The organism is Niallia oryzisoli, from assembly GCF_036670025.1.
In the GTDB taxonomy this organism is placed as follows: Bacteria; Bacillota; Bacilli; order Bacillales; family Cytobacillaceae; genus Bacillus_BD; species Bacillus_BD oryzisoli.
The window spans coordinates 3,001,751-3,026,099 of sequence record NZ_CP137640.1; the positions used below are offsets into that span (position 1 = coordinate 3,001,751).

General features: G+C 36.9%; 19 protein-coding genes and 1 pseudogene. 9 read left to right on the top strand and 11 right to left on the bottom strand.

The annotated features are described in order from the left end of the window. Window positions 1-163 precede the first annotated feature (163 nt). The 5 genes from R4Z09_RS14995 to R4Z09_RS15015 all read left to right on the top strand — a co-directional run bounded on the left by R4Z09_RS14995 (window position 164) and on the right by R4Z09_RS15015 (window position 6,180). Window positions 164-796, top strand: coding sequence for a metallophosphoesterase (locus R4Z09_RS14995; protein WP_338453053.1), 633 nt, complete (start codon window positions 164-166; stop codon window positions 794-796). 504 nt (window positions 797-1,300) lie between these two features. Then, window positions 1,301-2,827, top strand: a complete 1,527-nt coding sequence (locus tag R4Z09_RS15000) for a malate:quinone oxidoreductase (protein ID WP_338453054.1) — start codon at window positions 1,301-1,303, stop codon at window positions 2,825-2,827. Window positions 2,828-3,194: 367 nt separating this feature from the next. After that, a complete protein-coding gene (locus tag R4Z09_RS15005; protein WP_338453055.1) occupies window positions 3,195-3,743 on the top strand; it encodes an NADPH-dependent FMN reductase in 549 nt (182 codons plus the stop codon). A 212-nt stretch (window positions 3,744-3,955) separates the two neighbouring features. Next, window positions 3,956-5,311, top strand: coding sequence for a type I glutamate--ammonia ligase (gene glnA / locus R4Z09_RS15010; protein WP_338453056.1), 1,356 nt, complete (start codon window positions 3,956-3,958; stop codon window positions 5,309-5,311). Between the two features lie 131 nt (window positions 5,312-5,442). After that, window positions 5,443-6,180, top strand: coding sequence for a TerC family protein (locus R4Z09_RS15015; RefSeq protein ID WP_338453057.1), 738 nt, complete (start codon window positions 5,443-5,445; stop codon window positions 6,178-6,180). A 63-nt stretch (window positions 6,181-6,243) separates the two neighbouring features. Here R4Z09_RS15015 and R4Z09_RS15020 read toward each other — a convergent pair whose 3' ends face one another. From R4Z09_RS15020 to R4Z09_RS15050, 7 genes are all read right to left on the bottom strand, one after another. Next, window positions 6,244-7,482 carry a saccharopine dehydrogenase family protein gene (locus tag R4Z09_RS15020; protein ID WP_338453058.1) on the bottom strand — a complete coding sequence of 413 codons (1,239 nt, stop codon included), beginning with the start codon at window positions 7,480-7,482 and terminating at the stop codon, window positions 6,244-6,246. Window positions 7,483-8,099: 617 nt separating this feature from the next. Further along, the gene (locus R4Z09_RS15025; RefSeq protein WP_338453059.1) at window positions 8,100-8,936 is read right to left on the bottom strand and encodes an RMD1 family protein; all 837 of its coding nucleotides are present in this window, start codon (window positions 8,934-8,936) and stop codon (window positions 8,100-8,102) included. Window positions 8,937-9,125: 189 nt separating this feature from the next. After that, on the bottom strand, window positions 9,126-10,238 hold the full coding sequence (locus R4Z09_RS15030; RefSeq protein ID WP_338453060.1) for an ABC transporter permease: 1,113 nt from the start codon (window positions 10,236-10,238) through the stop codon (window positions 9,126-9,128). Between the two features lie 6 nt (window positions 10,239-10,244). Beyond that, window positions 10,245-11,174, bottom strand: coding sequence for an ABC transporter ATP-binding protein (locus R4Z09_RS15035; protein WP_338453061.1), 930 nt, complete (start codon window positions 11,172-11,174; stop codon window positions 10,245-10,247). Window positions 11,175-11,854: 680 nt separating this feature from the next. Continuing rightward, window positions 11,855-13,120 (bottom strand): benzoate/H(+) symporter BenE family transporter, encoded by a 1,266-nt coding sequence (locus R4Z09_RS15040; RefSeq protein ID WP_338453062.1) that lies wholly within the window; start codon window positions 13,118-13,120, stop codon window positions 11,855-11,857. Window positions 13,121-13,338: 218 nt separating this feature from the next. After that, window positions 13,339-13,977: a PAQR family membrane homeostasis protein TrhA gene (trhA, locus tag R4Z09_RS15045; protein WP_338453063.1), complete on the bottom strand. Its 639-nt coding sequence runs from the start codon at window positions 13,975-13,977 to the stop codon at window positions 13,339-13,341. A gap of 403 nt (window positions 13,978-14,380) precedes the next feature. Further along, the gene (locus tag R4Z09_RS15050) at window positions 14,381-14,857 is read right to left on the bottom strand and encodes a hypothetical protein (protein WP_338453064.1); all 477 of its coding nucleotides are present in this window, start codon (window positions 14,855-14,857) and stop codon (window positions 14,381-14,383) included. A gap of 403 nt (window positions 14,858-15,260) precedes the next feature. Between R4Z09_RS15050 and R4Z09_RS15055 the strand changes: the two genes are divergently transcribed. Then, a complete protein-coding gene (locus R4Z09_RS15055; RefSeq protein ID WP_338453065.1) occupies window positions 15,261-16,103 on the top strand; it encodes a bacteriochlorophyll 4-vinyl reductase in 843 nt (280 codons plus the stop codon). Window positions 16,104-16,335: 232 nt separating this feature from the next. Here the strand turns inward: R4Z09_RS15055 and R4Z09_RS15060 are convergent, their stop codons facing one another. Beyond that, complete coding sequence (locus R4Z09_RS15060) at window positions 16,336-16,632, bottom strand: hypothetical protein (RefSeq protein ID WP_338453066.1); 297 nt, start codon at window positions 16,630-16,632, stop codon at window positions 16,336-16,338. A gap of 340 nt (window positions 16,633-16,972) precedes the next feature. On the opposite strand from R4Z09_RS15060, the gene R4Z09_RS15065 reads away from it, so the two are divergent. After that, a complete protein-coding gene (locus R4Z09_RS15065; protein WP_338453067.1) occupies window positions 16,973-17,368 on the top strand; it encodes a DUF421 domain-containing protein in 396 nt (131 codons plus the stop codon). Next, a complete protein-coding gene (locus tag R4Z09_RS15070; RefSeq protein ID WP_338453068.1) occupies window positions 17,340-17,519 on the top strand; it encodes a hypothetical protein in 180 nt (59 codons plus the stop codon). The genes R4Z09_RS15065 and R4Z09_RS15070 overlap by 29 nt, the downstream gene beginning before the upstream one ends. A 1,092-nt stretch (window positions 17,520-18,611) precedes the next feature. Here R4Z09_RS15070 and R4Z09_RS15075 read toward each other — a convergent pair. Beyond that, window positions 18,612-19,844 (bottom strand): annotated as a pseudogene (locus R4Z09_RS15075) (RNA-guided endonuclease TnpB family protein). Between the two features lie 439 nt (window positions 19,845-20,283). On the opposite strand from R4Z09_RS15075, the gene R4Z09_RS15080 reads away from it, so the two are divergent. Further along, on the top strand, window positions 20,284-20,841 hold the full coding sequence (locus R4Z09_RS15080) for an HD domain-containing protein (protein WP_338453069.1): 558 nt from the start codon (window positions 20,284-20,286) through the stop codon (window positions 20,839-20,841). 1,198 nt (window positions 20,842-22,039) lie between these two features. Here the strand turns inward: R4Z09_RS15080 and R4Z09_RS15085 are convergent. Together R4Z09_RS15085 and R4Z09_RS15090 are read right to left on the bottom strand one after the other, a co-directional pair. Beyond that, on the bottom strand, window positions 22,040-23,620 hold the full coding sequence (locus tag R4Z09_RS15085) for a PucR family transcriptional regulator (protein WP_338453070.1): 1,581 nt from the start codon (window positions 23,618-23,620) through the stop codon (window positions 22,040-22,042). A 1-nt stretch (window position 23,621) separates the two neighbouring features. Further along, on the bottom strand, window positions 23,622-24,212 hold the full coding sequence (locus tag R4Z09_RS15090) for a 4Fe-4S dicluster domain-containing protein (protein WP_338453071.1): 591 nt from the start codon (window positions 24,210-24,212) through the stop codon (window positions 23,622-23,624). Window positions 24,213-24,349: the final 137 nt, after the last annotated feature.

Consider the following 24,349-nt stretch of genomic DNA (forward strand, 5'->3'; position numbering starts at 1 on the left):
AAATCCTTAAATATCCACTCTTTACACATAAAATATAATTTAATCCTCACTATATTTCAAAATTGGTAGACAAAATGTGTGTTAAAGTATTCAAAAAATGTCGCATAACCAGAATTTCTAGCATATTTTATAATAACCAAGAGGAAAGGTAGAGGTTACAAAAATGTCTCGAATTCTCGCCATTTCTGATATTCATGGTCATGTTGAAGGAGTTAAAATTCTTTTAGAGATGGCCAAATATGACCCGAAATCGGACAAGTTATTTCTACTCGGAGATTTTATTGATAGACGTCCATTTACATGGAGCTCAATTGAATACATTATAGAACTGACCGAAAAAGGGGCTGATGCAATTCTAGGAAATACCGATTGCTTTTACAAGAAGAAAAAAAATGGGTATATAAATAAGAAGCTCTTGCCTCGCTCTACGATTAAATTTATTGAATCCTTGCCCTTATATATCGAGTATGAAGACTTTTTATTCGTTCATGCTGGAATTCGTCCAGGTTTTCCTCTCCATCTGCAATCTTTCAAGGATTTAACAGACATTCGGGAACCCTTTTGGAAAACCGCTTACCCATTTTCCAAATTTGTAGTGTTTGGGCACACTCCTACCGAAAAGATGGGAGCGAAGCCTGGAGAAATTTGGATGGGACCAGGAATGCTTGGGATTGATACAGGGGCGAAACATCACTATCGATTAACTTTAGTTAACTTAACGGAATACATCAGTTATTCTATATCAACAAACCCCAAGCACCTGTATAAAGATTTACGTATTTCATACTTTAAGTAGTTCCATCATTCTCTAATGAAGATTTGAACATTACTTTAGACATACCATGTATAAGGGTAAGAGGGAAGAGTCATGGGATAGAAATGTCCCACGACTCTTTATTTTTTACATAAAGCACCAACACTAGTAAAACTTTATACCCTAAGACTATAAAGATTATAAAAACCCATTAGTAATTATATGTTAAAATGTAAATATATCGACCTGACACAGATCTTAGAAAAGATCGAATGATTTTAGAAAGAATATACAAATTAAAATTAATCTAAAATTGAGTCCACACCGTTGTGTTATTTGAAACAACCCGCTTTTAAATAGATTCTTCTTACTATATAATAGAATTGTAAAAAAATATTTTAATATTTAAACAATAGTGATACACTATAATGTAAGAATCTTGGTCCAGAAATGATGTGTGACTAAGTCGCGCCTGGCTTGCTTTGATTTCTAGTAGGGAGCGCTTACATCCTTTCTGTAAATCTTTAGGGTTAGGGATGGTAGAATATGAGTAACAGACAAACTAAAACAGATGTAATCTTAATTGGTGCCGGAATCATGAGTGCAACATTGGGATCACTTCTAAAAGAATTAGTACCAGACTGGGAAATTACAGTATTTGAAAAGCTTGCAAACCCAGGTGAGGAAAGCTCTAACGAATGGAATAATGCCGGAACGGGGCATGCGGCATTATGTGAGCTTAACTACACCGTTGAAAAGCCAGACGGTTCAATAGATATTAAAAAAGCAATAAATATTAATGAACAATTTCAGCTTTCTATGCAATTTTGGTCATACCTTGTGAACAGTAAGCTAATCCGTAATCCGCAGGATTTTATCATGCCGCTGCCACATATGAGTTTTGTTGAAGGGGAGCAAAATGTACAATTTTTAAAGAAACGTTTTGAAGCGCTATCAAACAATCCATTGTTCCAAGGCATGGAATTTTCCGATGAGCCGGAAAAACTAAAGGAATGGATTCCACTTATGATGAATGATCGTTCTTCTGATGAACCGATCGCAGCAACGAAAATCAATTCTGGTACAGATGTTAACTTTGGCGCATTAACACGTATGCTGTTTGAACACTTAGAAAGTAAAAATGTTAACATTCATTACAATCATAGTGTTGATAATATCAAACGAACAAATGATGGTTCTTGGGAATTAAAAGTAAAAAATCTTAATAGCGGTTCTGTCGAGCACCATACAGCTAAATTTGTCTTTATCGGAGGCGGGGGCGGTAGTCTTCATTTACTGCAAAAATCAGGCATTCCTGAAGGCAAACATATAGGCGGTTTCCCTGTAAGCGGACTATTTATGGTGTGTAATAATCCGGAAGTTGTTGAGCAGCATCATGCAAAAGTATACGGAAAAGCGAAGGTTGGCGCTCCGCCAATGTCTGTTCCTCACCTTGATACAAGATTTATCGATAATAAAAAATCGCTGTTATTTGGACCATTCGCTGGCTTCTCACCAAAGTTCTTAAAAACCGGCTCTATGATGGATTTAATTACATCTGTTAAACCAAATAATGTCTTAACGATGCTGGCTGCAGGGGCAAAAGAAATGGCCTTAACTAAATACCTCATTCAGCAGGTTATGTTATCGAAAGAACAACGCATGGAAGAGTTACGTGAGTTTATCCCGAACGCTAATAGTGAGGATTGGGACTTAGTAGTTGCCGGACAGCGTGTACAGGTTATTAAAGATACTGAAGCTGGAAAAGGAACGCTGCAATTTGGTACAGAAGTGGTTAGTGCAGCTGATGGCTCTATTGCTGCATTACTTGGCGCATCACCAGGTGCTTCAACTGCTGTATCTGTCATGCTTAAAGTATTAAATCAATGCTTCCCGCAGCATATCAAGGCATGGGAACCAAAATTAAAAGAAATGATTCCTTCATATGGGTTATCACTATTGGAAAACCCAGAATTAATCGACAAAATTCATACCTCAACAGCACAGTCACTAGGCTTAGCTGATAAGAAACAGGAAAAAGTAAAAGAAGAAAGAGTGCTTGAACTGGTATAATAAAGGTTTTTTAGCCCTTGTTTGCGAATTTTGTTATATGAAGTCGAGATTGTTTACGTTTTCAATGCAAAATTTGTAGATTAGTAGATTTTTTTATTGTTTCAGTAATTAATTATACTGGCTCAGTAACTACAGAACCGATTTTAACTGCTAAAAAAACTGCTCTCCAATAGTTAACCATGTTAACGATTGGGGTGCAGTTTTTTGTCGTTCGTCGAATCATAAGCTCATTTTCAGACAATACTAGCAAATACTGATATAATGACATAGAAAAACTTACTTTAGTTAAGCTCTTTTCATGGTTAAAAGTGGTACATATTCTTTACTACTTACTTAAATATCTATCATACATAGGAGGTTATTATTTATGAATATTGTTGCTCTCGTAGGAAGTTTAAGGAAAGACTCTTACAATATGCAAATAGCCAAAACAATGCAGGAGCGCTATGAAGGCCAATTAAACATTCAGATTGCCGACATTGGTTCACTTCCCTTTTACGACCAGGACCAAGAAAACAATCCGCCACAATCAGTAAAGGAATTCAAAGAATCCATCGCGAATGCAGATGGAGTGATTATCATCACTCCTGAATTTAACTGGTCCGTTCCAGGTGTATTAAAAAATGCAATTGACTGGGCGTCCAGAGTAGAAAAAGTGTTCATCAATAAGCCTGTCATGACTCTTGGGGCCACACTAGGAATGCTTGGAACTGTTCGTGCGCAAATGCATTTGCGTGAAATTCTATCATCCCCAGGTGTGCAAGCGAGAGTTCTGCCACCGGGAGGCAATGAAATTCTGATTGGTCTAGTGCAACAAAAAGTAGATGTTAAAACAGGCAAACTGGTCGATGAGAATACCCTTCATTTCTTAGATGATAAAGTAAATATGTTTATTGATTTTGTAAAATCTGTTTAATAAAACATAGCAGAGAAGGAGAGCTTATAATGCTCTCCTTTTTTTATTTGTAAAACTAATCTATCTACTTTTGGTATTAAAAAGTAGATATCAATCATAAAATTCGGATTAATTTTTGTGAAAAGTATTGTCAAACTAATCAAAGTGCCATATAATAACCCTAACAAATAACATGTTAGAAAACATAACATGAACGCGAGGGGAAATGTGACATGACAGAAATGTTAATCGTAAATGAAACAATGATTTTAAAAAACATAAAAGAAACTATTAAAGAAAAAAGTGTTGAACTTTTACATTTACAATTTGTAGATATCGAAGGAATTTTAAAGCATGTCACCGTAACATCTGAACAATTTGAGGATGTAGTCGAAGGGAAAATCATGTTTGACGGATCTTCGATAAAAGGTTTTTCACCGATCAATCAATCAGATCTTTATCTGAAGCCAGATTTAAATACATTTGCTGTTCTTCCTTGGTCTGTTGAAGATGGTTATTCGGAAGCACGTTTCTTATGTTCAGTAACTAACCCTGATGGAACTCTTTTTGACGGCGATACAAGAAATGTCTTAAAGAAAACAATGGAACGGGCAGCAGAAAAAGGGTACACAATTTCCGTAGGACCTGAGTTAGAATTCTTTTTATTTAAAACAGATGAAAATGGTTTCGCAACCCAGGAAATTAGTGACAAAGGCGGTTATTTTGAGCCTTCTCCACAGGATTTGGGCGAAAGAGTTCGATTAGAAATTTACCGTGCTTTAAAGGCTATGGGCTTTACCATCGAAGCATCTCACCATGAGGTTGCAGAAGGCCAGCATGAAATTAATTTTAAATATGCTGATGCCCTAACGGCAGCCGATTTGGCTACTACCTATAAATGGGTAGTGAAAACCGTTGCACAGAAATTCGGTTTGCATGCTACCTTTATGCCAAAGCCAGTATTTGGAATCAACGGTTCCGGAATGCATGTAAATATGTCCTTCTTTAAAGGCAGTGAAAATGCCTTCTTTGATCCTTCCGATGAACTGCAATTATCAGAAAAAGCATACCAATTCATTGCAGGAGTTTTGGAAAACGTGAAAAGCTTTGCTGCCGTAACGAACCCGCTCGTAAACTCTTATAAGCGTTTGGTACCCGGCTATGAGGCACCTTGCTATCTAGCTTGGTCGGCTTCAAATCGTTCAGCGCTGATTCGTATACCGGCCAAAAAAGGGCTTGCAACTCGTGTAGAATTACGCTGTCCGGATCCGTCATCAAACCCTTATTTAACGTTTGCCGTTATCGCATCTGCTGGTTTAGATGGCATTGAGAAAGAGCTCAATGCTCCAACTCCGATTAATGAAGATATCTTCCATATGACAGAGGGAAGAAGAGCGGAACTTGGCATTGATAACCTGCCAGGGAGCTTAAAGGAAGCCATCAACGAATTAGAAGGAAGCGAATTTGCCCACAATGCATTAGGCGACCACGTCTATAACGAATATGTTTCCATGAAAAAAGCAGAATGGGACAGCTACCGTACCGCTGTTCACGCTTGGGAAATTGAAAACTATCATTCTAAATTCTAATAAACTACTGACTGACTCTCAGGAGGCTGGAGAAATCCAGCTTTCTGAGTTTTTTATTTTGGGGAAAGTTACTTAAACTACTAATCATGAATCACAAAACTGCAGCGTATATAAAAAGGAAGGAGGCTGTTATGGAACTAACATTAATATTGGAATACAGCTGGGTTTTCCTTATTTTGATTCTCTTAGAGGGACTGTTATCTGCCGATAATGCCTTAGTCTTGGCTATTATGTCCAAACACTTGCCAAAGGAGCAGCAAAAAAAAGCCATCAATCTTGGCTTAATGCTAGCTTTTGTCTTTAGGATTGGTGCGATCTTTATCATTTCGTTCCTTTTCCACGTCTGGCAGGTGCAGGCAATTGGAGCTGGTTATTTAATTTTTATCTCAATCAAACATCTGCTTAAAAAGGAAAAGGGAGAAAAGAAGGAAAAACAGACAAGCTATCGAATGACGGTTGCACAGATTGCCTTAGCGGATATGGCCTTTGCAATTGATTCCATTTTAGCAGCTGTTGCACTTGTTATCGCACTGCCGAATACGCCATTGCCCACGATTGGCGGGATAGATGGAGCTCAATTTATTGTCATACTCTTAGGAGCTATTGCCGGCTTAATTGTGATACGGTTTGCCGCCAATTTCTTTGTTAAGATCCTTGTGAAACGACCAAGACTCGAAACAGCTGCTATGATTATCGTGGGGTGGGTAGGGGTAAAATTATTGATGCATACAATTGCGCATCCGTCCATACACTTAATTTCCCACGAGTTTGTTGAAGGTCCTGTTTGGAAAACCATCTTCTGGTCCGTCATGCTGCTTATAGCTTTAGGTGGGTGGTTTTTATCAAAAGAAAAAAGAAGCAGGGGATAATTAATAAAATAGGGGGGACAATATTGTCCCCCCTCGAATATTTGGAAGCAAGAGAACCTGGGCTTACTTTACAAGCTCTGGTTCTTTCTCCGCTACAGGCTCTGAATCTACCATTACTGGATTGAAGTTTTCTTTCCATGGTAATCCCCATTTGTTTAGGGCATCCATGAATGGATCTGGATCAAATTCTTCGATATTAAATACGCCTGGTTTGTTCCATTTTCCTGTCATCATCATCATGGCACCAATCATCGCTGGTACACCTGTTGTATAAGATACAGCTTGAGAGCCAACTTCACGGTAGCATTCTTCATGATCACAAACATTGTATACATAGTACGTTTTTTCTACGCCGTCTTTTTTCCCTTTGAAGATACAACCGATATTTGTTTTCCCTTTTGTACGAGGTCCAAGTGTTGCTGGATCCGGTAAAACAGCCTTTAAGAACTGAAGCGGAATGATTTGTTTTCCTTCGAATTCAATTGGCTCGATAGAAGTCATTCCTACATTTTCAAGTGCCTTCAAGTGAGTTAGATAGCTTTGGCCAAATGTCATGAAGAAACGGATACGCTTAAGTCCTGGGATGTTTTTCGCAAGTGATTCAAGCTCTTCGTGGTAAAGCAGGTACATATCTTTCTCGCCAACTTCATCAAAGTTATAGACACGTTTGATTTCCATTGGTTTTGTTTCGATCCACTCGCCGTTTTCCCAATATCTTCCGTTAGCTGATACTTCACGGATATTGATTTCAGGGTTGAAGTTTGTGGCAAATGGGTAACCGTGGTCACCGCCATTACAGTCAAGGATATCAATGCTTTCAATTTCATCAAAATAATGCTTTAATGCATAAGCTGAGAATACACCTGTTACACCTGGGTCAAAGCCGCTTCCTAAAAGTGCAGTAATGCCGGCTTTTTCAAAACGCTCTTTGTACTCCCATTGCCATTTGTATTCAAATTTTGCAGTATCTTCAGGCTCATAGTTTGCTGTATCTAAATAGTTTGTTTTTGTTGCAAGGCAGGCATCCATGATTGTTAAGTCTTGATAAGGAAGGGCTAAGTTCATTACGATATCTGGTTTTACTTCTTCAATTAAGGCAATCAGCTCATCCACATTGTTTGCATCCACTTGGGCAGTTGTAATTTTTGTTTTACCGCCGTCTAATTTTTCTTTTAACGCATCACATTTTGATTTTGTACGGCTCGCGATGCAGATTTCTTCAAATACCTCACTGTTTTGAACGCATTTGTTGATGGCAACAGATGCCACACCTCCACAACCGATAATAAGTGCTTTTCCCATATTCCTATCTCCTAACATAATAGATTTTGAATTGCAGAGAGGAGCCGATTGAAAACATAAGTTATGTTTCAAAGGTCTCATCGATAGATCTTTTTACAACAAAAAAAGCAAGTGCAAACGCCACATCGTGCATTCTACTTGCTTTAGATATATATTCATATTAAAAAGTATGTATAGTCACGACAAAACGTCATAAGTATACGTCTACGAAAAGTCGAAAGACATTTTGCAGAAAGCTTTTTAATATTCAATATATCTTAATAGGATCAGAGTCTATATAGCAAATAATTACTTTTACCACTCTTATTGACCGTTTCACAAGTTGATGTGCAGATGCACTGGTTATAAAGTAACCAACTTATAAAATTTGAGCTTTTAACTCAATCAATAAGGCAACTAAAGTTGCCAATCGGCGTTTGACCCGGCTGTCCGTATGGCCTTAACTTCCAGAAGGAAGTGGTCAAAATTATCTGCTTGGAAAGATCCCGATATACTGAATAGCAGCTTTCCAAATCACGGTTTTTATAATAACAATCAATTATAAAAATTGCAATAGAAAATTTACAACTAATTTAAAAAAATTTACTTGAATCTAACGTAACCTATAGTTATTGATATTAAGGCAGCCATCCGATATATTCGGAAACCGTCATAAGAATCTCAATGACAATCAAAATAACGATAATCCATTCAACGAATAGTCCTCGAATGGAGTGACTGATATTAGAAAAACCATCCATGATGTTATATAAAGTTTCTGTTTTGCTCTTCAAAATCTTATAGCGGTCATTGAGTTCGAAAAACTCTGACATTTTATCATAAAACTCATTAGCATTATTGCTTGTCCAGGTAATATCAGGCTTATCTAGAATCATGATATAGGCATGGGTGTTATACTCATGACGAACAATTTCTGCTGTCATTTTGGCCAATCTCTTATTACCTATCCTCATTTTTCCTTTTTCAAGACGGTCAATAAGGACTTCAAGCTGATCATTAATTTTCCCAAGATGTTCTTCTGTTTTCTCGAGGGCAACGGATTTAGCAAGCACAGTTGATATGATTTCAGGATAAAATGTCTCATATTCTGGGATGATGACATTTTCATCGGCCAGATCAATGTCTTCTGTCTGCCCGATTTGCAGGCTGTAATCGTCTGTATAGGTGTAGGCAAGCGTAAGATTTACTTCCGGCTCAAAGGATTTTATGTAATGGAAAAAATCCTTAATCTCGTCCTCATGGGTATGATTGATAAACACCACACTGCCGAAAGAGAAAACGAGGACATATTGTGAATCACCGATATCCCGGTTGAGGATTGACTTTAAAATCTTACCCTTCAGAATAAGTGGCTCTTCCCAGGTGAATTTTTTGGGAATCCCGCACTGAACGGCAATTTTATTCAGATCAATTTCATTTGTAATTGAAAACGCTTTGAACTTCATTTCTTTCATTGTTTCACTCTTTTCTTCTAGTCTATTATTCATTTTGAGAGTAATTATAATAATTTTACCACGAAAGAAAGTCAAAATTGGAGGAAAAATGTAAAATATTCGTAAAGGGAGCACGTCTTTTTCGAAAGCTAATCTACAATAAAAAACAGACAGCATCTAAAAGGGATGCTGTCTGTTAAAATAATCCATTCATCTCGTTGCCACAATCGATTTTCTTTTATACAGCCAGGAGCCTAAAACAAATGTCACGATTCCCCAGATGACCAGTATTCCGATACCCATCCAAAGGGTAGTTGAAAAGATACTGGTGGAATAAACCATACTATCCCGCAGTCCTTCAACAAAATAGGTTAACGGCAGGACATTCGAAATCGGCTGAATCCAATCCGGAATCGTCTCAACAGGAATGAAGATGCCGCTTAAAAACATCATCAGGAAGCTGACGATATTCGCCATTCCCATATAGGCCTCGGTTGTTTTACTGAATGAAGAGAATAAGTAACCAAGTGCGTTAAAAGAAAGGGCGCCTAATATAAAAACGACTAGAAGACTTGGAAAGTTGATGTACAGCTTTGCCCCGAAAACAAATACACCGATAAGGGATAATAAAATGATTTGCACGATGCTGAACAACAAGCGCATCACCATATCGCTAAAGCCAAAGATATTCATATTGGCAGGAGTCATCCGCAATCGTTTAATTAATCCTTTCCGATTCATATCCACTAAGTCCACCATACCAAACATGCCGGCCTGGGCAATGGACAGGGCAATCATACCGGTAAGCAGGAAGTCTGTGTAGTTTAGTTCCTGATCAGCGGACGATATGGCTTCAAATTGTAAGTCAAACGTAGGAGGGGCACCGGCAGCTGCCAGATTTGCCCGCTGCACAAAATCATTCAGCATTCCTGAAAGAGCCTGTGCCGTGACACCTTGTTCATCTTCTTTATTGACAACGAGAAGGATGGAAGTGGAATCGGCTGACTGCGGCAGAATGATCGCTGCATCAACATCCTGATTTTTCACCATTTGATCTGCTTCATTGCGGCTTATTGGCTCATCTGTTTCCATTTCAAGCACAGGTATTTGCTTCATTTGACTCAAAAGCATATCAGAGGTTGGATTTGGATTTTCGTCGACAATCGCCACTTTGGCGGAGAATTCATCATCAGTACTGCCGCCGAATATTGTCATAAAAATAACCATTAAGATTACAGGGAAGAAAATTCCCCAAAACCAGGCTTGCTTTTCCCGTAAGGTCAACTTCAATTGGGCTAAGAACATGTGCTTGAATTGTTTCATCCTGGGTTAATCCCTCCATTCCTTACCAGTAAACTCAATAAATACATCCTCTAAACTCATCTCACGAATGGAAACCTGCTCAACTTGATAATTCTTTTCCTTTGTAAAACCAAATAAGGTATATAAAGTATCCTCGGGGTGGGCAGTCCAAAGTGTTAAAGAAGATTCATTCAATTCACTACGGACAATCGAAGCAAAGGTCTTCGTGAAATCGTACACTTCCTTCGCTGCTTCAGGTCCATCTAAGAAAGATAAACGAACGGCTCTTTCTTTTGTTAGCTGCTCGATAAGGGCAGAAGGGGAATCAATGGTGACAATTTTGCCTTGATCAATAATACAAACCCTGTCGCTTAATTGCTCAGCTTCTTCCATATAATGTGTCGTTAGAATCGTGGTTTTGCCTAATTCTTTTAGCTGGAGGATTATATCCCAAATGTTACGGCGTGCCTGTGGATCAAGACCGGTTGTTGGTTCATCTAGAAAAATGATGTCAGGATCACTAATCATCGCGAGTCCAATCGCAAGTCTTTGCCGCTGACCGCCGGATAGTTTTTTCACATGCTGGCGCCGGTGTTCACTCAGGTTGATCAATTCCAGGATTTCTTCGGTAGAACGGGCATGGTCGTAAAAGGTTGCAAACAGGTTAAGGTTTTCTTCAGGTGTTAATAGATCAAACATGGCGCTTGATTGAGGCTGGACCCCGATCATCTTTTTAATTTTGTTTGCATGCTGGTCCCAATTTAATTCTCCAAAACGGATTTCGCCTCCATCAGGTGGGACTAGCCCCTCAATCATTTCAAGAGAGGTCGTTTTTCCAGCTCCGTTTGGACCAATAATCGTGAAGATTTCGCCTGCTTTTACGGAAAAACTGACGTCCTCTACAGCCCGGACCGATCCAAATGATTTTTTTAGATTCCGTACTTCTAAAATGGTCATCTTTTCTCCTCACTTTCCTGGCAATTGCAACATAAGCTACTACGTTATACTATTCAGAAAAGTTTCATAATAATTACGAAAGTATCTCGATTTATTTGAATATTGATTTTTTCAAATAAAAAGAGTCTGCATGGAATAAACCTAACGGGTTCTCTTTTGAAGTGAAAAAACTGAGAAAACAGGTTCAATATCTTACGAAATACATGGTAATTCGTACCTTTTTATATTTCCTAAAGAATTATTATTCATTGTAGATTTTCGAGCGGTATGAGAATTCATAGGCGGAGAATTTCTGACTAATGGATATAGTAGAGGCTAAGAAGCAGAAGCGGAGATATTCCGCTTAACCGCTCTAAATAAGACAAAATTTAAAGATTTGGATAATATAAACGGAAATACTTCCTTTATTTTTAGGTAAATATAGGTATTTCACAATTTAAACGGAATTTTACCGTTTATTTTTCAAACACAGTAAAATCAACATTCGGTTAAAACAGAGCCAAAACCAAAGAATCCGAATCATTACCGACTACCTTTGATATTGCAATAAAAAATAGGGTGAGAGAATCACTGTGATTTCCTACCCTATTTGCATTGCGATATACTGTTTTCACCTTTAAAGATACCCGTTAGGAATAAATCTGCAGACTCTTTAAAATCCATATAATCTAGGGTTTGTGCTATCGTTCATTGACAAGCACTTTTTCATTATTTGAAGCCCGCTTTGTTTCAGTCTTTTTCCTTGATGAGAAATGATCCTTTTCAACAAGGAATGAGACAAGCAGGCTGCCAACAATAGCCCAGAGAGGAGCACTGATATGAAAGAAGTTCACACCTGACATTCCGATAATAAGGGCAAAAAAGGCACCCATTTGGAACTTATGATCTGAAAAAGCCGTTTTGAGTGCGTTGATCAAAACTCCCAGCATCGCCAGCCCGGCAATGACACTTACAATAACAACCGGCATAGCAACAACAAAAGGAACAACAATGGATGCAAAGAGACCAAACGCAGAGAAAAACACACCATTGGCAAACGTCGCTGCATACCTGCTGTTCTTTTCTCCCACATCTTTTGCGGCGCAAATCGCTGTCATCGGTCCTGCGATATTCACTGCATGTCCGCCGAAAAAGGATGCAATTAGACCGACAAAAGATCCGTAAACAGCCATTGCAGTATTAGGAGGCTTGTATCCTTGATTCATCAATACACCTGTTGCTTGAGCATTTTCTGAACACATAATGAGCAAGGCAAGCGGAATTCCGATCGACAAGATGGCATCCACACTAAATACCGGCATCATTAATTGGGGAAGAATTAATTTATCTGTAGCAACATCCCCAATTTTGAATTCACCTATATAGATTGCCAACCACACAGATACGATTAATGAAGTTAATACGGGCGGAACTTTTGGCATAAAACGAGTGGAAAGTAAAAAAGCTAAAATAGCCGACCCTGCCAAGATCGGTGCAACCGTAACAGATGTAATCATGTCCGTTGCGAAACGGATCATGACCCCAACAATCATTCCCATCACAATGGGCACCGGGATCCATTTCATCACTTTATCAATTAAGCCTGACAATCCAAGCAGGATGACAAGAATATGCGCGGCTAGATACGCCCCAATCGCTTCATTAAGCGAATAATGTGTTAATGCACCAGAAACTAAGATGGCTCCTGCGATCGTACCGGCACCTGCAATCGGCTGCCGGTACTTTAGTGACAGAAAAATCCCAAGTAATCCGCCAAAGAAATCAACGGCAAACAGCCAGCTAATCGTTTCCACATATGTCAACCCGCCGTTTGTTCCACCGTTGATGATAATTAACGCTGGACCGGTACAGCCAAATATCGCTGCGACTAACCCTGCGCTTATCGTATTTACATTTAGATTGTGTCGTAAATCTTTCATGTTTTTTCGAAAATGCTGTTCCTTCATGACTTGATTATTCCTCCGAGTTCTCAAACCAAACGGTTAAATTTAACTTATCGATTATAGTAAAATCCACTATTTTATTATGATAATTCTGACAAACGATTTTGTATTCATCCAATTGGTTTGTACTCTTCTAATCCAATTAACAAACATCATGTAGGCATGCAATAAAAAAAGAAGCAGGTACCATCCATGATAGAGGGTACCTGCTTCTTTTTCAATTAAGGCAGTAAATAAAGAACGGCAAAGAAATGGCAGACTGTTCCTCCAAGAACAAAGAGGTGCCAAACAGCGTGGTGGTGTTTAAATAACTTCCACATATAAAAAACAGCTCCAATGGTGTAGCATAATCCGCCGATGATTAATAAGATTAAACCGGTTGGATGAAGATTTGCAGCTAAATCGTTCCATACAAATACGATTAACCATCCCATAACCACATAAAGCAGGGTAGAGGTGAAAAGGAATTTTTTTACATAAAAGGATTTAAAGACTGTCCCGCCAATAGCCAGTCCCCACACGACGCCAAATAATGTCCAGCCAACCCAGCCATCCACAGCAAGAAATAAAAACGGCGTATAGGTTCCGGCAATAAAGAAATAAATAGAAGTGTGATCCATAATTTCGAAAAAGTCCTTTGCCCGTCCAGGACGCAGTGCATGCAAGAGCGTTGATGAGGTATAGAGGAGAAGCATGGTTATTCCAAAAACCGTAAAGCTGACAACATGCCAGGCATTGCCATAAAGGGAGGCAAACACGATTAATATGACCAGTGCGGCAATGCTAAGAATCACACCTATTCCATGGGTGATTGAATTTGATAGTTCTTCTTCCTTTGAGAAGACATGTGTATTTGCCATTACAAACGACCTCCTTTTTCCAGTATTTGTAGAATACGGAAAAATAGTGTTTTCTATTCAGATTTCATTGTATCTGTAGCATATTCATGAAACCATAAAGAGTCTCTATTATATTCTTTTCTTAGAAGGTTCGGTAGTGACGTTTGTAATGGAGAAAGAATGGGTATATTAAAAACTTTTCATAGGAAGAGGAGGAGGGAGTAATAAAAAGGGTGGATTCGTTCCGTTGTGACAGTCATTTCCTTGAACCGGGCACGAATAGGGTAGATTCGTTCCCGTTGTATCAGTCTTTTATTGTAACAGGCATGAATGATGGTAGTTAACTGCAAGCAATTATTTCCTCGTTACCGTTACAATTCCCCCGCAAAAAAGTACTGCTCACATAAAGCAGTACTTTCTTCAATCATCGTAATAAATTATTTAATAGAATTGATTTCTCACCTTCAAACATAACTTTTCCACCTGGCTGTACCCATGCTTGTACTATACCTAATTTATCAAGCCCCTTGCTTATTTTTCCAACTCGTTCTCTAATTCTTGGAACATCCGGATTTCCGAGGATATAAAAGAGAGTATTAGAATAATTAAATTGCTGTTGAAATCGTATAATTTGTTCAAGTTGTTCGGCTAAATGAATACCGATTTGAGAGCTATCGAATATTCGATCTGTTCCCATATGATTGACTGCTTGATTTCCACGCGATTCAATTAAAAATCTGCAAGATTTTAATTCGGCAATGAGATCGACATCAGTTCCATTTCTTGCAAATTTTACAGTACATCCTTTCTTTTCGAAAAATGCTGCAATTGCTTGATTTACCTGAATCTGAGTCATAATAAATGGATCCCAATTTTTCATAGTTGAACGTGGTATAGACATGTTTTCAAGCCCCTTTTAAAATTGTTTATACTATATATATTTGCTATTGTAGGCAACTATTCCTTCTAAACTACACGACTTTTCTGATAATTCGGCATCAAATATTTCCCATTTTCTTGTAATCACTCAAAAAAGAATAAACACATTAGAGTCAAATTTCTGGATGAAATGCTTTGGATCACATAATTCAATCAGGTAAGAGGGAATCTAACATCTCTCATTCAGACGGGAGAAGTATCCCATTTTCTGACAGGGAACCGCTCCCTTGTTTTGTTTAATATGTTAAAATAATGATGAAAATTACATAAACTAACTAACTCTAACATGGCAAACTGTTTCGTTTGATCACATAATCAAAGAAACTTTTTTATCCACAATCGTGAAAATATAGGAGGTAAACAGTATGGCAAAAAAGAAGATGTCATCTCGCACTGTTGAGCTAATTGTATCAAATGCCTTAAAAATACCGGGGGTCAAGGTGGACCGCAAGGAATTTTTAACAAAAACATTTTCTGATGAGATGGATACAGAAATCTTAAGTTTGTTATTGCAGAACGGACCCATTGAAGCAGGGATCAACCAAGAGAAAATCAATAAAATGGCCAAATCCCTCATTGAAAAGCGAACCTTTCAAAGCTCAAGTGCATCGTTCGCTGCTGGTTTACCAGGAGGATTTGCCATGGCAGCAACCATTCCTGCCGATACGCTTCAATTCTTCGGAGTCGTATTACGATTGGCGCAGGAGCTGGCTTATTTATATGGATATAAAGATATATGGGAAGAAAATGAATTGGACATGGAACGCGTAAGAGGAGAATTAATCTTATTCCTAGGGGTTATGTTTGGTGTTGGCGGGTCAGCGGCAGCTTTAAAATTGCTGACATCCAGATTATCCGAGCAGTTATTTAGAAAGATGACGCAGCGGTCATTGTCCAGAACCATTTCCTCTGCCATTATTCGAAAAATTGCTGCTCAAATCGGCATAAAACTGTCCAAGGACACGTTTGCAAAGGGAATTTCAAAGGTCGTTCCGATTTTAGGCGGAGCTGTTTCTGGAGGAATCACCTATGCAACGATGAAAAAAATGGGGGTTCGCTTAAGTAATACTCTTTATGAATCCCTAGACTACACAGCGCAGGATTATAATAATGATGTCCAGGAAATCAAAAGAGAGATGCCTGATATTATCGATGCTGAATTTAGGGAAGTAGAAGAAGAAACGATAAAAGAAGCAACAAAATCGTAATATTGCAGAATCAATGAGCGATTCTCCGGCTAATTATGTTCATCTATCTTTCACCCGACCAAGTTTACTAATAAAAACCCAAAAAGCGCTTCCGGTACCAAGAAGCGCTTTTCTTTTCAATGCAGCAAGCGGCTGCTGCTTTAATTTAAATGGAATAAGTTCCTATTTAGTTTTTATAATAAATGATCCATGGTATGATTTTGATCCATCACTCCTTTCCTGCATTATTTTTCTAATGATCACCTGGGCCGATAAAACGTAATGCGGCAGGGGAAATGAACATAACTTTTCTCTTCGTTTCCTCCATTTGTATTCGGATCCAACCAGTCAGTTTACCGCCTTCCTGAGATATAAAGATGCTTAGTAAATCCTTCACCAGGAATGACCTTACTTCTTTTTTCATTGTTTTCAGCATGGTTAGAATCTTCATTGGAGTAACCGCTTTCCGGACCGGTATTACAGTTCCTTCTCCTTTTTTGATGGCGGCTAGAACAGGAACCTTTCGACGACGCAGAATAAGAAATATCATTCTTTCATCACTACCTTTCCGAAAAGATATAAGGGGTTCTTTTTCCCATGGCTTAATAATTCAACATTTACACTCTAAGTCCTCTACTTTCAGAATCATTTTCTATCGTCAATTTCTCGTGAATATCGCTTACTCTCTAGCTTTCCTGTGTAAATAGGAGAAAATCTATTAGCAAAAAAAATAGGATCTTCGGGGATGCTGTGGAAATAATGGATTCGGTTCTCGTGCTTTATTTATATAAAAGCAAAACTTCATGCTTTTTATAAAAAGAACAGGAAGGATAGATAAATCTTGTAAAACATACCAATAATATTAGTAACTTTAAAAAAGGTGATAAAGTATGAAAATTAATTTTATAATCGAGTCAGTCATTTTATTAAATGCCGGAGTAATCCTGATAAGATTGGCTGGAAAAAAATCAGTATCGCGAATGACAAGTCTTGAAACGGTAATTATCTTGGCTATTGGTACGACAATGGGACATGCCATAAAAGAAAAAAATCTGTGGGAAGTCATTGCAACCCTATTTGTTTTCGTCCTTTTCTTAATCATTTTTCAAAGGCTTCAATTAAAATTTAAATTTGTTGAACGGTACTTGATTGGAAGGGCAACACTGGTTATCAATGAGGGGAAAATCATTGAAGATAATTTAAAGAAACTTCGAATGACAAAAGAACAATTGGCAATGAGATTAAAGGAGAAAGGGATTGCCCACGTTTCTGATGTCAACCATTGAATCAAATGGTGATTTTGGCTTTGAATTATCTGACCTTGCCAAACCAGTTACAAAACAAATGCTTTTAGAAATCTTACATAAAAATAAGAAAGAAAATGAACAAAATAATACGGGAAATCTATTTGATCAAGTTCGAAACGAAAATATATAGACATCTTATTATTAGATTAAGTGAAATAGGAAGACATTGCTATATTTTTTAGTGCTATGCTGGAATCCGGGGTTTTTATAGAAAATAAAATTAATTTGTTAGATATTACAATTAATATCAAAATGCAGAAGGTGTCGACACATAAACAGAGCTAGCCTTCTTACTTGAGCAAGACTGCCACCATATAAAAGGATACTATTTTGGCAAGCCTTGTTCTGTAGAAGAGTTTGAAAAAAATATATGCAGAGGGACGGTTCTTTTCTTCCGTTTGGTTAAACTAACAGGCTATAATATAAAGACAAAAACTCTCTGTGGATATTCTCCATAGAGAGTTTTTTGAATAAATGGGGTGAACTGGACCGAATCTTTTTATTATTAACTTGCCTTTTCAATGGCTGGAGATGATTCCAATTGAAATTTAGATAGAATGTCTAAGAATAATTCTATTAATGGTCCAATCACTACTAAAAACAAGAGCGTTCCTATGCCGACCGGACCTCCTAATAAAAAACCCGCTGCCAAGGCGATTACTTATATGATTGTTGTTGCTGTTTTCACGGAATGATTACATGTTTTACAGATACTTAGCATAAAGGTATCTATGGGACCTGCACCAATATTGGAAAAAATGGTAAGAGCTGAACCAAGGGAAATGAGTGTAATTCCGAAAAGCAAGTAACCATAAGTCGTAATAATGAAATTAATATATAAGAAGAAATCGATAAATAATCCCGTAAATATTGTATCGAGGATGGTCCCGATTTTGATTTTTTCTTTTGTTAATAAGTAAGAGAAGAGTAATAGAATCATTCCTAACAAAATCACGGAAGTACCGATAGTTAAAGGTAGTTTTTTACTTACACCTATATAGAAAGTATGAACCTCCCGCGACTAAAGTCGCGAGTTTCTAACAGTCCTACGGACCGAAAGGACCCGACTGTTTGACTTAAAGCAAGCCACAAGATTCCTGCTTCACAGAGAACTGCATTTCTTTCGAAACGTCTTACACTCTCTCCATTGCCCAAAAGCTCGGCAAACAGCACACATGGTGCTGACAGGCACTCCCCGTAATTCCTACGGTAAAGGGTAAAACTAAGCACCTTTTTCTTCTTTTAAGACACGAATACCTTCTTCTTTTATATTTTTCGCAGCATTTATGTCGCGGTCATGCTCCTTTCCACAATTTGGACATACCCAAATACGGTCAGAAAGGGATAATAAAGTGTTTTTTTCTTTGCAATCCTTGCACTGCTTCGAAGAAACAAAAAAACGGTTGATAAGAACGACTTTTTTATTATTCCAAGCAGCTTTATAAGATACAAATGTAACAAATGTCGACCAACTTACATCAGCAATACTACGTGCTAGTTTTCGGTTTTTAATCATACCTTTTACATTCAAATCTTCCAACACGATAACTTGGTTTTCGTTAACGAGCCTTCTAGATTGTTGATGTAAAAAGTCATTACGAGTATTGGTGATTTTTAAATAAAGTTTCGCGATCTTTTGTTGTAATTTTTTATAATTAGATGAACCTTTCTTCTTATTTTTTAATTGTCATTGTAATTTTGCTAACTTATGTAATCGAATTTTTAAAAACTTAGGATTTTCAAGTTTATTTCCATTGGAGTCAATTAAAAAGTGGGTTAATCCTAGGTCGCAACCAATAATCTTATCTGAAGAAACAACAGTCCAATCGATTGTATTTTCAAGCGGAACAATTTCCTCCATTTTTACTGAAATGTTGGTTTGACCGCTACTATGTATAGAAATAGTTGCTCCCTTGATTCTTCCTTTCAGTCCGTTTTCTTTAAATAACTTGCGTTGTTTTTTAGAAAACTTCACTTTTACCCAACCTAATTTAGGTAATTTGATTTGTTGTTTCTCATAAATTTCAATATTTCCATTGGTTTCTTTGGTTGAGTATTTTTGTATAGAACTATGCTTGGATTTAAACTTTGGATAACCATTTTGACCTTTAAAAAAGCGGTCAAAGGCATCATCTACATGTTCCATCGCACATTCTAATGCGTACTTGTCTAGTACTTTCAACCACTTAAATTCAGGATGATCTTTTAATGTTAAAAAGGATTTTTTGAACTCTCCATTACCTAATATCTGTCTAGTTTCACGATATACTTCTAGCTTTTCATTTAAGTAAAAATTATAAGTAAAACGTGCGCAACCAACAGATTGCTTAATTAGTTCATGTTGCTTTGGTGTTGTTATGGCTCGAACTTTAATACCATAGTGATGAAGTTTTAATCCCTCTTTTGTAAGCTCTTTGTTACGTTCTTCAACACTTTTTCTCTCCACAACTAACACCTCCTTCTTTATGTTTATTTGATAGTATTATTTTACCAAACGGAACATATGTTTGTCATGTAATAACTCGGTAGAATCTAAAAATAACTATTTTTTCGAAGAAAAAACGCCCTAACTCATGACTGAAGTCAAAAGTGTGCGGGCGTGGGTCATCAATCTATGTTCAAGTTAAGCAGTGCTTTCGTTCTGTTATTAAAGTCCATTATTTTTTCAGAACAGTTACTATTATACAACTATTTTCACAATTTTAGGTAAGAACCTTTTTATTTTTACAGAAATTTAATTTATAATCTTTTTCAACAGGATATAGATTTAGAGTTAGAAAAGAATCTGACTTTCGAAAGAGAAGAGTAAAAAGAATAATAATTAGAACTAGTTGAGGTTATTTTGCATTTATAAATCCACTTATTAGGAGAACTTGCTTAGGAGGCTATAGGAAATGAATTTAATCGACCAAGCGATCATGTTTGCTGCAAAAGCTCATGAAGGGCAGACTCGTAAATCGTCTGATATTCCATATATAACACATCCATTTTCCGTCGGAATGCTGTTGCAGAAGGAGAATTGCTCAGATGAGGTGATTGCTGCAGGAATTCTGCATGATACGTTGGAGGATACCTCTGCGACATACGAGGAATTAAAAGAACAGTTTGGAGACAGCGTAGCCTATCTAGTGCGGGCAGCATCAGAGCATGATAAAAGTCTGCCTTGGGAAGAGCGAAAAAAGCATACGATTGAGCGCCTCAAAGATGCAACAGTAGAAGAAGTCCAAATTACGGCTGCAGATAAATTGCATAATTTGAGGACGATTCGCGAGGATTTTAAGGTCATCGGCGAGGAAGTATGGAATCGCTTTAAGCGGGGAAAGCGTGATCAGCATTGGTATTATGCCAATATCTTGAAGGCAATAGCGCCCCGAAGAAGTAAAGTAAAGCTGATACAGGAGTTGGAAAAAGAGGTTAAAATAGTCTTTGGGACATTAGATAGTCCTTATTGAGGGTAAAACTGGACAAAAGCAGTTAGAAAATAAAAGAACATGATCATTATGAACATTTATAAAAGGCTATTCTATTGATTTAAATATCGTGCAAAAATCAAGACGTTTCTTTTTAAGGGAACGTTTTTTCTTTTTCGGTAGAAAAATATTCTGTTTCATCAATATTATTTGTGATACCCATTTAGTTTAGAAAAATTCTTTTTCATCCGAATTGTTATCTGTAAATAATTTTACTCTGACATAAAACGTAAAGAATAACGTGAAAAAAGTAAGGTAGAACGAAATAAATAATAGCAATATAATAATAGTTAACAGATATCTAAATATTATAAAATTTTAGATTATAAAATTAGGAGAAACAGCAATGGCTAATGCAATCTATGCATCTATTTGATTTTTAATTTTATGGAAATGGGGAGACTGGAAGAATTGGCAGAAGTATTATCCAACGATCCTTTTCTTTATAGTAGGAGATTTTATTTTCTCTTTATTTATTGTCGGATCATTATCCCATGTGGAGATATAATCCTTCTGAAGGTGATCGCAATCATGGCTTGACCAATAGTCATATCTTATTATCGATTATTGCCATTAAGTATCCAGCAACGGCATTAATTTATTTATCAAAGTTTCCAGAACATAACATAATAAAACAAATCTTATATATAGGTTTTTGGGTCTTACTTTATACAGTTAATGAACTAATAGATTTATCTTTTAACCTCATAAATACTACAATGGCTGGAATTTGAAATGGTCAATCATTTTTAATGCACTTATGTTTACCTGCTTATACATACATTTTCGAAAACCATTAATCGCATGGTTATTTGCCATTGTCTTTATTCTATTCTTATGGTTTACATTTGATGTTCCTTCAACCGTATTTCGCTAAAAAAATCATGGGGACGGTTCTCTTGCTTCCATCAAAAGGAAGTAAGAGAACCGTCCCCATGTTCACTTTTAATTATGAAAATTCTATTTTTGTAAAAACTTGCCTCTATTTTTACAGAATTGTATGAATGTGATACGAAATTGTTATGTTAATTAAAAGTCACTATTATCTTACAGTAATATTTCTTCTCTATAATAATAGACAGATGGTTGGTAAGCCATTGAGATATTTCTTTTATAAGAAGATCAACCAGACTCCCTTTCTGGTTGATCCTTTTTTTGTGCAAGTGCGATTATGTTCGTTTCACTTGATCATTTTCATTATTTTTAAGGTGACATAGATTTCAAGTAGGTCATCTAGTTGATTAAAGTCGATGTTAAGAATGGATTCTATTTTTTTTATCCGTTTTCTCAGGGTATTTGGATGGATATATAACTGTTCAGCTGTTTGGTTAATATCTGCATTATTTTGAAAAAAGGCATGTAATGTGTCAAGATAAATCGTACTGTTTTCCTTATCTACCAAAATATCCTTTAATACTTCTGTATAATATTCATGAAGTTTATGTTGATGGATATTTGAAAGCAGTCTTGCGATTCCAATATCTTCAAAATGGCGCACGGCCTTATGTCTTATCTCATATTTTCCTAATTCTAGTGCCAGCTTTGCCTCATAAAAGCTGCGAAATAACTCCAAATTAGAAGCGTAATGACGGCCAATACCAATTTGACATTCTAAATCAGATAAACCCTGTTCCAATTTATTAAAAAGTTGCTGTGCTAACGATAACGATAATTCTTTACGATGCTTAGGCAGCAGGTTCTCGGAATCAAAAACGATGATAATGATATCTCCTTGAAGCAGGAAAGTAATCACCTGTAAAAATTGAGACGAAATAAGTGAACGAATTTTCCTCATAACCGATGCGGTATCGATGCTTGTTTTTGCCATTTTGTTTTTTTGATTTATGCGCAGCACCATTAATTCAGTTGGCATTGTAAAGTCCCAGCCCCATTGTTTTCCTTGTTTAATAAGCTGCTGCTCCGATTCTAGATTATTATAAAGCAGATTATAGAGAAAATTTTCTTTATAGGATTGATGAGCTTTTAATACAGATTCTTCATTCTTATAATAAGAAAGAAGTGCAGGTATGGTATGTATGACTTGCTCTATATAAACGTCAATCATCATACTAGGTTGTTCTTGAAAAAGGATAAATCCAAAATGATGATTCCCGGATATTACAGGGATAAGAAAGTAATGATGTTGTCCATCTTTTATCATCGTAAAAATCTCATTCTTACTATTTCCTGCTGACTGCTGATAAAAAAGAGATGCTAAATGTTTAAATTGTCCTCTTATTCCAGATTCCTCATATATCGGATGAAGATAAAAATGTTCATTCAACAGAAAAATTTCTTGCCCGATAAATAAAGAAATCCGCTGTAAAAATCCTTCCAGTCCTTGTTCTTGGAGCAATGACAGCCAATAATTTGTAGAGTGTTCATATACATAATGGTATAACCCCATTGTTTTAAGCTGGGCCAAATCTGCAGCCGTCTTTTTCAAGCTAAAAGGATTGATGTCATCTTTTAAAAATAAAACGGGTTTATTTAAGGTTTCAATAAATTCAAGCGTTTTGCGAGGAATATATGGTTCTGTTTTTCCATAGATAAGGATGCCCTTGACGCTTTGGATCGTAACATATTCATCAAGCATTGATATCTTCTCTGCATTACTCGGAATGATAAATAATACGGGTTTGTCTAGACATGCCGTGTCATCCTCGACGATTGAAAAACTATTCTCTTTTCCTTTCCATCCGCCAATGATTTCGACATGGTAAAAAGGGGAGGCACAGATCAGTTCTTGAAACGTTAGCATGTTAACTATTCTCCTTATTATCCGAATAGGGGGCAGCCCAGAAACGCTGTTTGGGAGATTCATGGTTCGTATTGAATCGTATCGATGGATTGGTCATTTTTTTCATTTCAAATCCATAAACCGCTTGATCGTAATAAGCATTCATGGGATCATGCAGATCCATAATTTCAATTGCGTTAACAGGACACGATGAAACACATACGCTTAAATCACCTTGGATTTGTCGATCATAGCACATATCACATTTATCTGCTTTCCTTGTCAATACATTGATGGAAATCGCATCAAAAGGGCAGGCGGCTACACAAAGGGTGCAGCCTGTACATTTTACATGATCAATCATTACGACCCCATTTGCCTTTTTCTTTATTGCCATTTCAGGACAATTAGCCATACAAGCCGGATTAGCACAGTGGTTACATGACATGGAAAAATGGTGAAAACGTTGCTCGGTCCTCATGGAATCAACATCAACACTGTGAATTTTTCGTCGAAAGGTATCCTTCTGCCCGTGTTCATTTTTACAAGCAAACTCACAGGAACGACAGCCCAAACACTTTTCAATATGAACTAAAAAACCTAATTGTTTCATAAAATCGTCACCTTTTCGCCAATTATTCTTCCATAGAGAATCCCATTTATTATATATAATCATTATATAAAATATTTAATATTGTTATTGTAAAAAATGTAACAAATTTTAAACACTTTGCGTTAACAAAGGAGAGA